Source organism: Leifsonia sp. PARNA 1/14, from assembly GCF_055720965.1.
Window position 1 is genome coordinate 523,361 of record NZ_JBVQSP010000001.1, and the last position, 15,459, is coordinate 538,819.

Annotated in this window: 13 protein-coding genes and 1 pseudogene; 8 read left to right on the top strand and 6 right to left on the bottom strand. The window is 66.1% G+C overall.

The genetic code is table 11. The annotated features are described in order from the left end of the window. A partial coding sequence (locus AC0HS0_RS02675) for a PP2C family protein-serine/threonine phosphatase (protein WP_472962103.1) occupies positions 1–442 on the bottom strand: 442 nt, incomplete at its 3' end. Between the two features lie 150 nt (positions 443–592). Then, a pseudogene (locus AC0HS0_RS02680) lies at positions 593–958 on the bottom strand (winged helix-turn-helix transcriptional regulator); the annotation flags it as partial. Between the two features lie 95 nt (positions 959–1,053). On the opposite strand from AC0HS0_RS02680, the gene AC0HS0_RS02685 reads away from it, so the two are divergent. Beyond that, entirely contained in the window at positions 1,054–1,926 is an 873-nt protein-coding gene (locus AC0HS0_RS02685; RefSeq protein WP_472961474.1) for an SDR family oxidoreductase, read from the top strand. A 4-nt stretch (positions 1,927–1,930) separates the two neighbouring features. On the opposite strand, the gene AC0HS0_RS02690 is transcribed toward AC0HS0_RS02685, so the two are convergent. Further along, positions 1,931–2,623: a DUF6264 family protein gene (locus AC0HS0_RS02690; protein WP_472961475.1), complete on the bottom strand. Its 693-nt coding sequence runs from the start codon at positions 2,621–2,623 to the stop codon at positions 1,931–1,933. A gap of 17 nt (positions 2,624–2,640) precedes the next feature. Continuing rightward, complete coding sequence (fbaA, locus tag AC0HS0_RS02695) at positions 2,641–3,669, bottom strand: class II fructose-bisphosphate aldolase (protein ID WP_472961477.1); 1,029 nt, start codon at positions 3,667–3,669, stop codon at positions 2,641–2,643. A 200-nt stretch (positions 3,670–3,869) separates the two neighbouring features. Between fbaA and glpX the strand changes: the two genes are divergently transcribed. Beyond that, a complete protein-coding gene (gene glpX, locus AC0HS0_RS02700; protein ID WP_472961478.1) occupies positions 3,870–4,871 on the top strand; it encodes a class II fructose-bisphosphatase in 1,002 nt (333 codons plus the stop codon). Positions 4,872–4,905: 34 nt separating this feature from the next. Here the strand turns inward: glpX and AC0HS0_RS02705 are convergent, their stop codons facing one another. Continuing rightward, positions 4,906–6,342 (bottom strand): DNA recombination protein RmuC, encoded by a 1,437-nt coding sequence (locus AC0HS0_RS02705; protein WP_472961479.1) that lies wholly within the window; start codon positions 6,340–6,342, stop codon positions 4,906–4,908. Positions 6,343–6,423: 81 nt separating this feature from the next. Beyond that, a complete protein-coding gene (locus AC0HS0_RS02710) occupies positions 6,424–7,005 on the bottom strand; it encodes an exonuclease domain-containing protein (RefSeq protein ID WP_472961481.1) in 582 nt (193 codons plus the stop codon). 114 nt (positions 7,006–7,119) lie between these two features. Between AC0HS0_RS02710 and AC0HS0_RS02715 the strand changes: the two genes are divergently transcribed. From AC0HS0_RS02715 to AC0HS0_RS02740, 6 genes are all read left to right on the top strand, one after another. Continuing rightward, positions 7,120–7,866: a class I SAM-dependent methyltransferase gene (locus AC0HS0_RS02715; RefSeq protein WP_472961482.1), complete on the top strand. Its 747-nt coding sequence runs from the start codon at positions 7,120–7,122 to the stop codon at positions 7,864–7,866. A 113-nt stretch (positions 7,867–7,979) separates the two neighbouring features. Then, the gene (gene ychF, locus AC0HS0_RS02720; protein WP_472961483.1) at positions 7,980–9,053 is read left to right on the top strand and encodes a redox-regulated ATPase YchF; all 1,074 of its coding nucleotides are present in this window, start codon (positions 7,980–7,982) and stop codon (positions 9,051–9,053) included. Between the two features lie 187 nt (positions 9,054–9,240). Then, positions 9,241–9,645, top strand: coding sequence for a hypothetical protein (locus tag AC0HS0_RS02725; RefSeq protein WP_472961484.1), 405 nt, complete (start codon positions 9,241–9,243; stop codon positions 9,643–9,645). A gap of 379 nt (positions 9,646–10,024) precedes the next feature. Further along, entirely contained in the window at positions 10,025–12,682 is a 2,658-nt protein-coding gene (locus tag AC0HS0_RS02730) for a cold shock domain-containing protein (RefSeq protein ID WP_472961485.1), read from the top strand. Positions 12,683–13,028: 346 nt separating this feature from the next. Then, a complete protein-coding gene (locus tag AC0HS0_RS02735; RefSeq protein ID WP_472961486.1) occupies positions 13,029–14,564 on the top strand; it encodes an AAA family ATPase in 1,536 nt (511 codons plus the stop codon). A gap of 26 nt (positions 14,565–14,590) precedes the next feature. After that, on the top strand, positions 14,591–15,436 hold the full coding sequence (locus AC0HS0_RS02740; protein WP_472961487.1) for an HNH endonuclease: 846 nt from the start codon (positions 14,591–14,593) through the stop codon (positions 15,434–15,436). Positions 15,437–15,459 lie beyond the last annotated feature (23 nt).

Sequence of the window (15,459 nt, forward strand, 5' to 3'; positions counted from 1 at the left end):
CGCTCGCCAGCAGCCAGCGGTCGCCGCGCCGCAGCGGCTGCGCGGCGACGTGCAGGGCGGCCGCGTCGTCGGGGTCTCCATCCAGCACGTGGGTCACGACCGAACGCAGGGGATGCTCGGCGACCTCCGCCTCCATGATCGCGCCGGAGGCCAGGAGTTCGCGCACCAGCGAGTCGTCCTCGGTGATCTGCGCCAGGCCGCCGTCGCGCAGCCGGTAGGCGCGGGAGTCGCCCGTGTGCGCGACGAGGGTCTGCTCACCGTCGGAGAACAGCCCGACGAGCGTGGTCGCCATGCCGGCCAGCGCAGCGTCCATCCGCACCCGGAGGGCCAGGTCGGCATTGGCGATGGCGACCAGTTCGCGCAGCCGTTCCTCGCCGGGGAGGCGGCCCTCGGTCGCGTCCAGCATCGACGCGAGCCGGATCGCGACGGTGGCCGAAGCCACCTCGCCGGCCGCGTGGCCGCCGACGCCGTCGGCGACGAACGCCGACCAGGAGGACGCGTAGAGCGAGTCCTCGTTGCCGTCCCGGTAGTCGCCGCTGATGGATGCCTGTCCGGTCTCGAAGCCCAGGGGAGCGGGCGGCGCGGGCGGGGTGCCCGCGACGATGTCGTCGGCGTTGCCAGCGATCCACTGCATGAGGGGAAGCAGGTGCGAGGTGACCTCCCTGCCCCGGCCGGTCAGGCTGTAGTCGACGCGCGGCGGCACGGTGGGCTGAGCGGTGCGCAGCACGAAGCCGTCCCGCTCGAGGGTGCGGAGCGTCTGCGCGAGCATCTTCTCGCTGATGCCCTGCACGGTTCGGCGCAGCTCGCCCCACCGCAGATCGCTGCGGGCGAGGGCGACGAGCACGAGCACGCCCCAGGTGCTCGTGACGTGATTGAGCACGATGCGCGACGGGCACTCCGAGGGGAGTACGCCGTCCGTGAAGCCGAGGGCCTCGAACGACGGGAATCTGGTGTCCACGTCAGTAACTTACCGAAAAGTGGGTACCTCCGACAGGGAAGTATCGCGCTCTTTCCCCGGTTGCGAAAGGAGACCGAACGAAAGGAAACACCCCTATGACCATCGTCGTCACCGGAGCAACCGGACACCTGGGCCGCCTCACCGTCGACTCCCTGCTGGAGCGCGGCGTGCCCGCGGCCGACATCCGCGCCGTCGGCCGCAGTGCGGAGCGCCTCGCCTCCCTCGCGGCCCTCGGCGTGCAGACCGCCGTCATCGACTTCGAGCAGCCGGAGACCCTCGACGAGGCCTTCGCCGGTGCGGAGGCCCTCCTCCTGGTGTCCGGTTCGGAAGTCGGCCAGCGCATCCCACAGCACCGCAACGCCATCGAGGCGGCGGCGCGGGCGGGCGTCGGGCGGATCGTCTACACGAGCGCTCCCCGCGCGACGGACACCGACCTGATCCTCGCGCCCGAGCACGCCGAGACCGAGCGCCTTCTCGCGGAGTCCGGTCTCCCTGTGACGGTGCTGCGCAACAACTGGTACACCGAGAACTACACCGGCCAGGTCGACATCGCGGCGGCGACGGGCGAGCTCGTCGGCAGCGCGGGAACCGGGCGCGTGGCCTCCGCCTCCCGCAAGGACTACGCGGAGGCCGCGGCCGTCGTGCTCACCACGGACGGACACGAGGGCGCGGTCTACGAGCTGGGCGGGGACGTCGCATGGACGTTCGACGACCTCGCGGCGACGGTGGGCGAGCTGCTCGGCCGTCCGGTCTCCTACCGCTCGGTGGCACCGGAGGAGCACACGGCCGCTCTGCGCGAGGCGGGCCTCGACGAGGGGACGGCCGGTTTCGTGGTCGCGCTCGACGGCAACATCCGCGACGGCGCGCTCGCCGAGGTGACCGGCACCCTGAGCGAGCTCATCGGGCGGCCGACCACCCCGTTGGCGGCAGGACTCGAGGAGGCGCGGACGACCAGCGCCGCCGCCTGACCGTTCACGCCGACGCCGATACCCCGGGCGTCGGTGTCGGTGTCGGGGTCGGTGCCGGGCTCGTCGGAACGGGCGAGCTCGGCCCCGGCGTCGGTGAGATGCCGCCGTAGAAGTCGAGCAGCACGGGGTCGGTCGAGAAGATGATCCCGAGGATCACGAAGAGCGTGACCAGCGCGACGACGCCGGCGACCAGCGGGATGTAGAACGCCAGCCGTTTCTGCACGAGCAGCCAGACCGACAGACCGGCCGAGATCGCCCAGATGCCCGCCATCGCGATCGTTCCCGCGGTGATCAGCGGCGCGACCGACGGGTCCTGCACGTAGGGGCCGAGGTTCTGCGAGGAGTGCAGGAGTTCCATCGCCGCGGGCAGGGCCTGAAGGGTGCCGATCGAGTACGACATGCCGAAGAACCCGATCACGAGCATCACGATCGTGAAGGCGAGGTTCCAGCGCGGCGCATCCGCACGCAGCTGAGGGCCGGGAGCGTACGGCCCCGGGCCGTGCTGACCCGGCCCCGCCGGCGGTTCCGGCGGCGCAGGGGGACGCGGTTCGATCTCCGACGCCGCCGGACTGTGGTGCGCGGTGTCCAGGCGGTCGGCGTCCTGCGGCGGACGCCACACCCAGCCGGGAGGCGCGAGCTCGCCGTACTTCGGTCGCGGACGCTCGTCCGGCCGCTTCTCCGGCTCGTGCTCGCTCATCCCCCCTGCCTTCTGGACTACTTGCCGGAGTGCCCGGCGCTGCCCAGCTGCTGCGTGGCCTCCACGACGCGCGCGGCCATGGCGGTCTCGGCGACCTTGCCCCACGCGCGCGGGTCGTACGCCTTCTTGTTGCCGACCTCGCCGTCCACCTTGAGCACGCCGTCGTAGTTCTCGAACATGTAGCCGGCGACCGAGCGGGTGAACGCGTACTGGGTGTCGGTGTCGATGTTCATCTTCACGACGCCGTTGCGGACCGCCTCGGCGATCTCCTCGTCGGTCGAGCCGGAGCCGCCGTGGAAGACGAGGTCGAGCGGCTTGGGGCCGGTGCCGTACTTGGCGGCGAGGCCGTCCTGGATCTCCTTGAGCAGCTCCGGGCGCAGCTTGACGTTGCCCGGCTTGTACACGCCGTGCACGTTGCCGAAGGTCAGCGCGGCCATGTACCGGCCGTTCTCGCCGAGTCCGAGGGCCTCGACGGCCTGCTCGACATCGCCGAGAGTCGTGTAGAGCGCCTCGTTGGAGCCCTCGTGCCGCACGCCGTCCTCCTCGCCGCCGACGACGCCGATCTCGACCTCGAGGATGGCGTTGATGGCCTTGGTGCGCTTGATCATCTCCTGCGCGATCTCGAGGTTCTCGGCCAGCGGCACCGCGGAGCCGTCCCACATGTGCGACTGGAAGATCGGGTTGCGGCCGGCGCGCACCTCCTCCTCGGAGGCGGCGATCAGCGGCAGCACGAAGTCGTCGAGGGCGCCCTTCGGGCAGTGGTCGGTGTGCAGCGCGACCGTGATCGGGTAGTTCTTGGCGACCTCGGTGGCGAACTTGGCGAACGCGAGAGCGCCGGTCGCGCGGGCCTTGACCGTCTGGCCGGCGAAGTAGTCGGCGCCACCGGTGGTGACCTGGATGATGCCGTCGCTGCCCGCCTCGGTCAGGCCCTGGAGCACGGAGTTGATGGTCTGCGACGACGAGACGTTGAACGCGGGATACGCGAACCCGCCCGCCTTCGCCTTGTCGAGCATCTCTGCGTACTGGTCCGGCGTGGCGATGGGCATTGCAGCTCCTTGAGGATCGGGGTGTCGAACGGCTCTCATCATACCGAGGCGGCCGGTGCGGCCTGCCGTCGATGAACGTTCACCCGGGGTGGGGGTGCGCGGCGACCGTGCGCGGATACACTGGCATCGCCGTCGTCCGGCGGCTGACGCCGTCGTTCGATTCGCCGGTGTCGTTCTCGATTCGTCCGGGAGGACCCATCATGACCAGCACCGACACCGCGACCCTCTTCCTGCATCCCGATCGGAACCTGGCCATGGAGCTGGTGAGGGCGACCGAGGCCGCCGCGATCCGCGCCACGCCGTGGATCGGGCGCGGCGACAAGAACGCGGCCGACGGTGCGGCGGTGGACGCGATGCGCAAGTTCCTCGGCACGGTGAACTTCGACGGACTGATCGTGATCGGCGAGGGCGAGAAGGACAACGCGCCGATGCTGTTCAACGGGGAGCACGTGGGCAACGGCCGCGGGCCAGCGTGCGACATCGCCGTCGACCCGATCGACGGCACGTCCCTGACCGCGGCCGGACGCCAGAACGCGCTGTCGGTGATCGCGGTGTCCGATCGCGGCACGATGCTGGACGCCTCCAGTGTGTTCTACATGGACAAGATCGTCACCGGGCCGGAGGGCCGCGGCGTCGTCGACCTGTCGCAGCCGATCGGCGACAACATCCGGGAGCTCGCGAAGGCCAAGGGCAAGCCGGTCGGCGAGATCCGCGTCGCGGTGCTCGACCGGCCGCGCCACGAGGGCCTGATCGAGGAGATCCGCGCGGCGGGCGCCGGAACGCGCCTGATGCTCGACGGCGACGTGGCCGGAGGCATCAATGCGGCCCGCTACGAGTCGCGCATCGACCTGTGCGTCGGCATCGGCGGCAGCCCGGAGGGCATCACGACCGCGTGCGCGATCAAGGCGATCGGCGGGTTCATGCAGGGCCGGTTGGCGCCCAAGGACGATGCCGAGCGCGCCGGCGGGATCGCGGCCGGGCTCGACATGGACAGGATTTACGGCGCGGACGACCTCGTGAAGGGCGACAACACCTTCTTCGTCGCGACCGGCGTCACCGACGGTGGCCTCGTGGAGGGCGTGCGCCGCAAGGGCCCGATCATCCGTACCGAGTCGATCGTGCTGCGCTCCAAGTCGGGCACCATCCGCCGCGTGGTCGCCGACCACCTCGCCGAGAAGTGGCTGTCGGCCGACGAGCTGTGAGCTTCAGCGAACTCTGACCCGCGACGGCGCGGCGTCAGGCGGCGCCGGACTCGGCGTCGCCGGCGTCGGCGCGCTGCTTCTCTTCGAGGGCGAGCTTGTCGATGCCGTGCATATCGCGCGCGTCGTCGGGGGCGGCAGCGCCGGCGTGTGAGCGAACTTCGGCCTGCGCTTCGAGCTCGTTCGTGAGTTCGAACGCCGTGAGTTCGCGCGGGGACTCCTCGATGCCTTCCAGCACCCCGATGATCTTTGACTCGTCGTACGCTCCGAGCTTGCGCGCGGCTGGGAACACCTGGCGTTCGAACGACCCGACGAAGCCGTTGTAGTCCTTGACCGTGCGTTCGATCGACCGGCCGAGCTTCTCGATGTGGCCCGCGGTGGTACTGAGCCGTCCGTAGAGCGTCCGGCTCAGGTCGAAGAGCTCTTTGGCTTCCTTGGTCAGCACATCCTGCTGCCAGCTGAATGCGACCGTCTTCAGCACCGACCACAGAGTCACCGGCGACGCGAGCGCGACGCGCTTGCCGAAGGCGAACTCCATGATCGACGGGTCGGCCTCCATCGCCGACGAGACCAGCGACTCGCTCGGGATGAACGCGATCACAAGCTCGGGGGAGGACTCCAGGCCTGTCCAGTACGCCTTGCTGCCCAGCGTCGTGATGTGGTCGCGGACCGCCTTCACGTGCTGCTTGAGCAGCGCCTCGCGCTGCGCCCCCTCAGGGCCCGTGGCGGTGGCGGGGATCTGGCTGGCCTCGAGATACGCGTTGAACGGCACTTTCGCGTCGAGCGCGATGCTCTTGCCGCCGGGGAGCCGGATGATCATGTCGGGTCGGCCGGCGCCGGACTCGGAGTGGATGCTGGACTGCACGTCGAAGTCGACCCGCTCGATCAATCCGGCGGCCTCCACGACGCTGCGGAGCTGGGTCTCGCCCCACACGCCCCGGGTGCTGTTGGAGCGCAAGGCCGACGCCAGCGACTCGGCGGTGCTGCGCAGCCGCTCCTCGGACTCGGCGGCCGAGCGCAGCTGCTGGGCGAGCTGGCCGTGCTGCTGGTGCCGCTGAGTCTCGAGCTCGACGACTTTGCGCTGCATGTCGGTGAGGCTCTCGCGGACGGGAGCGAGGGCCTGCAGCACCTTGCTCTCGGCGCGCTCGCGCTCGCTCTGAGCAAGCGCCTCTGTGCGATGACGCTCCTCGGTCTCCCGCAACTGCTGCTGCAGCCCGCGCAGCTGCTCCTGAAGGGCGTCGACGCGGGTATCGGCGGCCGCGAGGTCGGCGCGCAGCTCCGACTGGACCGCGGCCTCCGCCGCGCGCACCTCGACGAGCTCCTTCTCGTGCCGGGCGGCGACGATCGCGGGGCTCTCCGCCGGCTCGGCCGCGGCCTCCCGCCCGCGCAGCAGCCTCACGACGGCGAATCCTGCCGCTGCAGCACCGACGATCAGGCCGATGAGGAGGCCGAGAAGGAGGGCGAGTGTGTCCATGCCCTCAGTGTGCCAGGGGCCGCCGACAGCGACCGTGAGCTCCTGTGGGCGGGGCGCGAAATCGCCTCGCGAGCCTGCGGGTTATGCGGCGGCGGGGTAGCCGATGCGGCCGATGCGCGCGCCGGTGAGCGCCGAGAGGTCGTCGATCGTCGCGGCCTCGTGACGGCGCGCGGCGTGCACCACGATGGCGGCGCAGGCCTCGGCGTCGGCGAGTGCGTCGTGGTGGTGGAAGTCCTCGAATCCCGCCGCCATCGCGGCGACGGGGAGCCGGTACGACTCCAGGTGGTAGGTGCGGCGGGCGACCTGGAGGCTGCACAGGTAGCGGTACTCGGGACAGGAGACGAACGTCGCGGCACACGCCGCGCGGATCACGCCCATGTCGAAGCCGGCATTGTGCGCGACGAGGTGGTCGTCTTCGGCGAACTCGACGAGGTCGGCCAGCTGGTCGACCCAGCCCGCTGCGCCCACGACATCCTCCGGCCGGATGCCGTGGATGCGGATGTTCCATTCCTGGAACAGGTCGTGCCCGAGCGGCGGCCGGATGAACCAGCTCGCGCGGTCGACGACCCGGCCGTCCCGCACCTTGACCAGTCCGACCGAACAGGCGGACGCCGCAGACGAATTCGCGGTCTCGAAGTCGATGGCGGTGAAGTCCAGTGGCACGCCTGAATGCTTGCATGACCCGCCGACGCCGCCCGCGCGCACCGCCGAGCACACCCGAAATCCGTCGGCGGCCACCGAGTCGGCGGCCACCGACCCGGAGGGTAGGGTCGCGGTATGCGGGAGAGGCGAGAGCGGGTGGAGCACGCGCGGTCGTTCGACCGGGCGGCAGACGTCTACGAGGCGTCGCGGCCGGGTTACCCGGCGGACGCCGTCGCGTGGCTCACCGACGGGACGGAGGGTCTCGTCGTCGATCTGGGCGCCGGCACCGGCAAGCTGACGCGCGCGCTGATCGGCGCGGGCCGGGAGGTCGTGGCCGTCGACCCGTCGCCGCAGATGCTGGCGGTGCTCGGCGAGCGGGTGCCGGAGGCCGAGGCGCGGCTCGGGAGCGGCGAGAGCCTCCCGCTGCCCGATGAGAGCGCGGGGCTCGTCGTCTCCGCGCAGGCGTGGCACTGGGTCGATCCGGTTGTCGCCGTGCCGGAGGCCGCGCGCGTTCTGCGCCCGGGCGGCCGGCTCGGCCTGGTCTGGAACGACCGCGACGAGAGCGTCGAGTGGGTTCGCGAGCTGGGCGAGCTGATGGGCGCGGGGGATGCAGTGACCGGCGACGAGGAGGACCCTGTGGTGGGGCCTCCCTTCGGTGCGCTGGAGCGCCTCGACGTGCACTGGGTGCAGGCGCTCACGCTCGACGGCCTGCTCGATCTCGCGCGATCGCGCAGCTACTTCATCACCAAGGACCCTGACGCGCAGGCGGCGGTCATCGGCTCGCTGCGCCGCCTCCACGCCGAGCACCCCGACCTCGCCGGTGCCGAGACCATCGAGCTGCCGTACGTGACCCGCTGCTACCGGGCGACGTTGGGCGGCTGAAGCTGTTTCCGCCGCCGAGGGGCACGTAAACGCCCTTTCCCGCGCGTTTGAGGGGCGTCCGCGTGCCCTTCGGTCGTCTTTCGCTCGCCCGGCCGCCCGTAGAATGGACGACCGTGGCTCTCACTATCGGTATCGTCGGACTCCCGAACGTCGGCAAGTCGACCCTTTTCAACGCGCTGACCAAGAACGACGCCCTCGCGGCGAACTACCCGTTCGCGACCATCGAACCGAACGTCGGCGTCGTCAACCTGCCCGACCCCCGGCTGGACACGCTCGCCGAGCTGTTCGGCAGTGAGCGCGTCCTCCCCGCCCCGGTGTCGTTCCTCGACATCGCCGGCATCGTCAAGGGCGCGAGCGAGGGCGAGGGCCTCGGCAACAAGTTCCTGGCGAACATCCGGGAGGCCGACGCGATCGCGCAGGTCGTCCGCGGCTTCTCCGACCCCGACGTCGTGCACGTCGCCGGCAAGGTCGACGCCGCCAGCGACATGGAGACGATCAACACCGAGCTCATCCTCGCCGACCTGCAGACCCTCGAGAAGGCGGAGCAGCGCTACGAGAAAGAGGTCAAGGGCCGCAAGCTCGAGCCGATCGTGCTCGAGACCGCACGCGAGGCGATCGCGTTCCTGAACGACGGCAAGCCGCTCTCGACCTCCAGCATCGACCTGGAGCCGATCCGCGAGCTGGGCCTCCTGACGGCGAAGCCGTTCATCTACGTGTTCAACGTGGACGAGGACGTGCTGACCGACGACGCCCGCCGTGCGGCGCTCGCGGAGTTGGTCGCGCCCGCGCAGGCGGTCTTCCTCGACGCCAAGCTGGAGTCGGAGCTCATCGACCTCGACGCCGCCGATGCCGCCGAACTGCTGGCCTCCACCGGCCAGACCGAGAGCGGCCTCGACCAGCTCGCCCGCATCGGCTTCGACACCCTCGGCCTGCAGACGTACCTGACGGCCGGTCCCAAGGAGTCCCGCGCCTGGACCATCCACAAGGGCTGGAAGGCCCCGCAGGCGGCCGGCGTCATCCACACCGACTTCGAGAAGGGCTTCATTAAGGCCGAAGTCATCTCCTTCGACGACCTCGTCGACGCGGGCAGCGTCGCCGAGGCCCGTTCGCGCGGCAAGGCGCGGATGGAAGGCAAGGAGTACGTGATGCAGGACGGGGACGTGGTGGAGTTCCGGTTCAACGTGTAGGTCCGCGGGCGTCGGCTGCGGAGGAGAACCCGGGTCGGCGCGCCGACGGACACCTCTCAGAGTGGTCCGGAGAGGAGATTCTCGGGCGCGTCTCCTCTGAGAGGTCTGGCCGCCGGGCAGGCGCCATCGAGTTGCTGCGCTACTGGTATCGTCCGCTCATGCCGTCTCACCATCTCCGTGATCTCCGTTGATCGCCGAGTTCATCGGTGACCTGGCCGCCTCCCTCATCGGCGGCTCCATCGCGGACCTGTTCACGGCGGGGCGACGAGCGCGGATCGCGAAGAACTCGGTGTTCCTCGGCGGTCTGCGGGTCGTGTCTGGGTCGCAGACCGGACTGAGCCGCGAATGGCTGGTCGGCGAATGGGCGATCCGTGAGGGCCGCCTGAATATGGAGGGCACCCGTGTGCCCGTCGAAGCGACCGTAGCGGGATCACGTCGTCCCGCTCGGTCGAACGAAATCGTCGGCGGGAGCGACTCTGTCGTCATCACCCTCCGGACGGCCGGCGCGGAGCTCGAGTGGTGCGTCCCGCGTCGGTTCGACGGTGTGGCCCTCCGGGCTCTTGCTGTTCCGGAGGCCGTGGCAGGGGAGTGATTTGCGGCAAATGATGCGATGAGGGGCGCCAATCGCTTCATCTGCCGCAAATCTGCGGTGTTGGAACGCTACTGCTCCGTCGTCGGCGGCGCGTACCCGATCGTCGTCTGCAGCCAGATCCAGCTGCCTCCCGTGCTCCCGCGCACCAGATCGACGTGCAGCCTCTCGTCCGCGCGGTGTGGCGCGCCAGTGATCGTGATGTGTGGAATCGTCGGAAAGTGGCGTTAGGGATGAACGGGGCTCACGCTTCTCGAGCGAATCGACAGGCGCGCTATGGGCCAATTCGTTCTGGAACGATTTGGGTTGCCCCGCGGGTGGGGGGTAGCGGTACGCGGCGCTGACAACGAGGCTGAACAAATCATCACCAGAAAGCACCGTTGTGGAAGTCATCTTTAGCAAAGCCCGCGCGTTTCAATTACTGGACGCTTTTGAACACGATCTTCGCCTTGCGATCGAGCAATACTTACTGGACCACCTGACTGCGGAAGAGGTCCTTGGGGCCGACCATGAGCTTGCCGAAGCCCGTCGGGCGGCTGACGATTCGTCTGAGTCAGTTTCGATTGTCCACTACCTCTATTTACGGCAGGCGTTCGACGTTCTTATGCGTCACTCGGTCGCCCTCCCTCGCGATCTCGGGGACGAGCTTGGCCGAAACGTAACCGCGATGGACAGACTCGTTGGCATTAGAAACCGGGTAATGCACGGACGCCCGTTGCACGGCGACGACCTAGAGAGCGCACAGGGCCTCATCGGTCTGTTCGCCTCGCGCTACTTCACGCTAACTAGACAGATGCTCTCGAGGCTTGAACGAGACACGCGGTGGGAGCCACCTTTCACATCCATCCCTAAGCCAGTGGAGAAGGTGCTCCACAATCTTCCTCTTGCAGACCACGAAGAGACGGGTCTGATCGGTAGAGGCAAGGACGTCTCCGACGTGACGGCTCTTCTCCTCAAGGGTCGGGATCGAATGATCACGATCACCGGTGAAGGCGGCATCGGCAAGACTGCTCTCGCTCTGCAGGTGGCGTACCAGATGGTTGACGCGTCAGAGCCCTTCTTCGACGCTGTTCTGTGGGTGTCGCTGAAGCACGAACTGCTTACCGCTGCTGGTGTCCGCAGCATAACGGATGCGTTGAGAGACGTCGCTGGAGCCACCGAAGCCTTAGGGCGAGTGCTCGATCCTTCCTTCCGGGGCTCGCTGGACGAGCTTGCGGACCACCTATCAGGACTTCGCTGTCTGGTCGTGCTAGACAACCTCGAGTCCGCGCAAGGCAGCGAGGTACTCGAGCTGTATGACGCGCTTCCGGAATCCGTGACCTTCCTATTCACCAGCCGGGTGGGGATCGGCCAGGTCGAGCGACGGTTTGCTCTTGGAGAGCTGGCGATCGCCGACGCCGTTCTCCTGTTCAAGAAGTTCGCTGCCAGACGTCGCCAGAATGAACTGGCCGCCAGGTCGACGGACGAGATCAAGGGCTATGTATCGAATCTGCGGATGTCCCCATTAGCCATTCGTTGGTTCATACTCAGTGTCGAGGCCGGGAAAATGCCAGAGGACACCCTCCGGCACCAGGGTGAACTGCTGCGCTTTTGCGTCGACAACGTCTACGAAGCGCTGCCTTCGGATTCCAAGCTCGTGCTCGCAATTCTGCGTTCCCTTGATCGGGCGATCTCTTTCGACGAGTTGGCTGTCATCTCGGCCCTGGCCGTGGACACTCTGCGTCGGTCTGCTCAGGATTTATTTCAGGGCTCGCTTCTGACCAGGACACCGTCACCCGACGGCGACAAGCTCGACCTGCTTGAGCTCTCGATGACTGCGCGCGCATATCTGCCGCGCGCCGACCACAATTCGACTTTGATGAATCAAGTGCTGGCGCGGGAGTCGGCTTACATTCACGACAGGGAAGAGCACCGGCGCGAACTCCAAAACCGCCAATTGGACGCGAACGTCATCCGTCTTAGAAATGACCTGGATGAGCCGACCGCACACCTGCTTCGACTCGCACTCCGACTTTCGGCAGACGCCGACTGGGCTGATGCGGAAGCCTATGTAGAACGGGCGCGGTCTTTGAACCCGGGGTTCTTTGAGATCGATCGCGTAGGCGCCTTCATAGCAAGCAAGAGCGGTGACGCGGCGCGAGCGGCATCGCTTTACCGGTCGGCGATGGCCGACTCCGAGTCTTCGGAGCACAAGGCTTGCGTCGCTCACTTCTACGCTGGACACCTCGCGCGGGTTATGCACGACATACCGGCTGCCATCGAATTGGAGCGTTTTGCGCACGAGACGCTGCGCAACTCCGACACCGCCTTCGCCCTAGGCAACTTCCTGGTCTGGGACAAGTCTTATGCCGAGGGACAGGAACTCCTGGAGGAAGCCCTCGACACCTCGAGCCACAAGTTGGCACGGATCGCAACTACGGCCCTCGTCGACAGCTGGCGTCGTTGGGCTGAAGATGAGCTGTTCGAAAAACGACCCGCGGTGGCCTTAGACAAGGCTCTGGCCGGCTTCTATTGTGCGAAACCGCTCATCGACGGCGGCAGTCGCGATGCGCGCCTCGTCTCGGGAGCTGTCCGCGCGGCGGCGGTTGCTCTGCGTTCCCTGAGCAGGTTGGAGACTGATGCCAAGCGTGACGATACTGCCCGTACGAAATCGGCACTAACGAGCGTGGCGGAGCACGAAGGCTTGTTTCGGCGGTCCGAAGAGTGGCCGCGCCTAGTGGCTGCGATGCAAGGCAAGGGAGCGGCCATGCTCGATATGACTAGCGAGATTGCGCGCCTCGTAGGCGAGCCAAGCCGTCCACGTGTCCCGGTGTCGACCGGTGAATCGGTAGTCGTTCGACGAGGTCGAGTGCTGAGTTACAAAGGCACCTATGGCTTCATAAGCCACCCCGAGATCCCCGACAACGTATTTTTCCACGCTGGCGCGTTGGCGAACTTTCCGGGAGACACCGGACCGATCGTCGGGCAGTTCGTCGAGTTCATACTGGATGAGGATTCCGAAGGCAGATTCCGTGCGCGCGAAGTCGCTCCCGTGCCATAACGACTTCCGTGAGTACGGGGAGGTAGTGGAGTTTAGGTTTAATGTTTCGGACCGAAGGATGCCCGCGGAATGCGAGACGCTGTGTGCCGTAGTGCTGTTGGCAAAGTCGGAGTGACCTCCCGTTGGGCCAGACGGTTCTGAGCCGGGGACCACGGTTGAATGACGACCATTAGCTCAGTCGTTGTGTGATCTTGTTGCCTCATATCACCGGGAACACCGCCTAGCGGCCCTCCCTTGGTGGATGGATGCGCTGACGACTCCCTCTGCGTGCGCTTACCTGTTCCCGCGCAGCGACTGCCAGAATGTATGAATTATCGAGTCTTGAGTCGATCAAGGATGTGGCGATTTGCAGTTCCGGGTAAGCGACAAGCAGCCTTCAGAGCCGGAGGCAGGCACATTCTGGCTGCAACACGCTGAATGGAACGACTGGTGGAAGTTCCGCACCCTTTACTCGCTGCACTATTTCGATTCGCGCGAGTCGGCTCGACTCGGTTTCATCAAGATTCTGGATCGCGAGCACGACTACATCGAGGATGAGCGAGAGACTTGGTCGACGCCGATTCCTGAACATTTCGACTCGCTGCCGCGCAGGTACGTCTCCGTTGGCCAAGACACCGACCTTTACATCAATATCCACAATCTATTCGGAGCGGAACGCGGCGCAGATATTCTGTCGGATCTCAGAGACCTAGCCGTAGATCAGCGCGAGTTCGAGGACGTTCGTTTGTCGCCGGGTGTCATCAATTCGCTCATGAGAAGCGTCACCGCCTACTCGGTTCGCCGTCAGTACCCACGACTTCTTCAGCTCGGCGACGTGCGGGCGTCGTTCGATTTCTCGTTCGTTCGTGAATCGCTCAACCCGATTGCACCCCCACTCAAACTCGACTTTGAGGTTATTGGTGATTCGAAGCCGCCGACCAATGTCCATGTATTGATTGGCCGGAACGGTGCTGGAAAGACCAGCACACTCCTGTCACTGGGGCGCCACATCTTGGGCACGTCGACTCCAGAGGATCGTGACGGTTATATCCCGACCGACGGTCCGCCCCTTGAGGCGGCAAATCTCGTCTATGTTGCGTTCAGCGCTTTCGACAACCCGTCGCTGCCAGTCGCGGACGATCGCGAGTCGTATAAGGTGCCTTACGCGTACCTAGGTCTCCAGCGGAGGACGGACGACGGCAAGATCGTCACGCAAACCCCGAAGGATCTTGCTGTTGGCTTTGCGGACAGTGCATGGCTGGTCGCCAGTTCCAAATCGCAAGGCACGTGGGTCGAGGCGCTTGCCACCCTGGAATCCGACCCAATCTTCTCGGCGGCCGAGGTCAGAGAATTGGCGGTCAGATACGACGAAGAGACGACTGAAGCTGAGTTCCGCGAGTCGGCGATGACGGTTTACAACAGGTTGAGTTCGGGACATAAGATCGTCCTGCTCACGGTGACGCGCTTGGTGGAGACCGTAACTGAGCAGACACTCGTCTTGATGGATGAGCCGGAAGGTCATCTTCATCCGCCACTGCTATCAGCCTTCACACGGACGCTTTCGGACCTGATGCGTAACAAGAGTGGGATTGCCATAGTTGCAACGCACTCGCCCGTTGTTCTCCAAGAGGTTCCACGAAAATGTGCTTGGAGGATTCGCCGAACAGGGGCGTTCGTTCAGGGGCGTCGGCCGGTCTTGGAGACCTTCGGTGAGAACGTGAGCACTCTTACGAGCAGCGTGTTCGGATTAGAGGTAACGGATTCCGGCTTTCACAAGATGGTCATCGATGCGGCGCGCAGTGGAAATTCCTACGAGGAAGTACTCGACTACTTTGGCCACGAACTCGGGTTTGAAGCTCGAAGCGTTCTCTTGAATTGGTACTCCGAAGTCGAGTCGAAATGAGGACCCTAGCTAAGCCCCCTTTTGGCGTGGGGGAAGTTCTCGCGGTCATGGAATCATCGCCGGAGGTGATCCTCGCGGTCGCGAGCAAACAGCCCCTGGTGGATGCGGAAGCGATCTACGCGACACTGGGACAGGCCGGAGAGCTATACCGCACTCCGGAGACGCTCAGTACGATCGGTGCTCCCGAGCATGTCGCCGTCAAATGGACATACACGAACCGGCTAGTGCCTCAAGACCGGAATGCTCGCATGTTCTACGAGATTCTGAAAGAGCTGGTCGGAGATTTTGACTGTCCATACTGTCTCAGACGCGAGGTCGACGAGCTCGATCACTACCTACCTAAGTCGAAGTTCCACTATCTCGCCGTCACTCCGCTCAACCTCGTGCCGATATGCAGCAAGTGCAACAAGAAGAAGAAGGCCTTCGTGGCGGCGGTGGCGGCGGAACAACCGCTCCACCCATATTTCGATGATCTCGGCGAGTTCGATTGGCTCGTCGCCGTCCTAAACGAGACGAGCGGCGCGTTGACTTACACAATCGTGTCGCCCCCTCGGTGGAGCGCGACCTTATCGGCGCGTGTCCGTGCGCACTTCAGCCGTCATGAACTCGGGCGGCTCTACTCGAAACAGGCGTCTCGCTTCCTCGGTGGTCTCCGTCTCGAACTGACAAGAAGGTTCGTGCTTGGCGGCGCGCCCGCCGTAAGGCAATCTCTTCTGGACCTTGAACGCTCTTGGGCAACTGGAGGCTTCGAGCCGTGGAACGTTGCTGCCCTTCGCGCGTGGAGTCAAAGCGAGTGGTTCTGTGGGGGTGGTTTTGGGACGCTTGTGTTGGCCGATGATGACCTGCCGTCAGCAAGCGACCCGATTGCTTGACAAGACCCTGACCCGGGCATCCA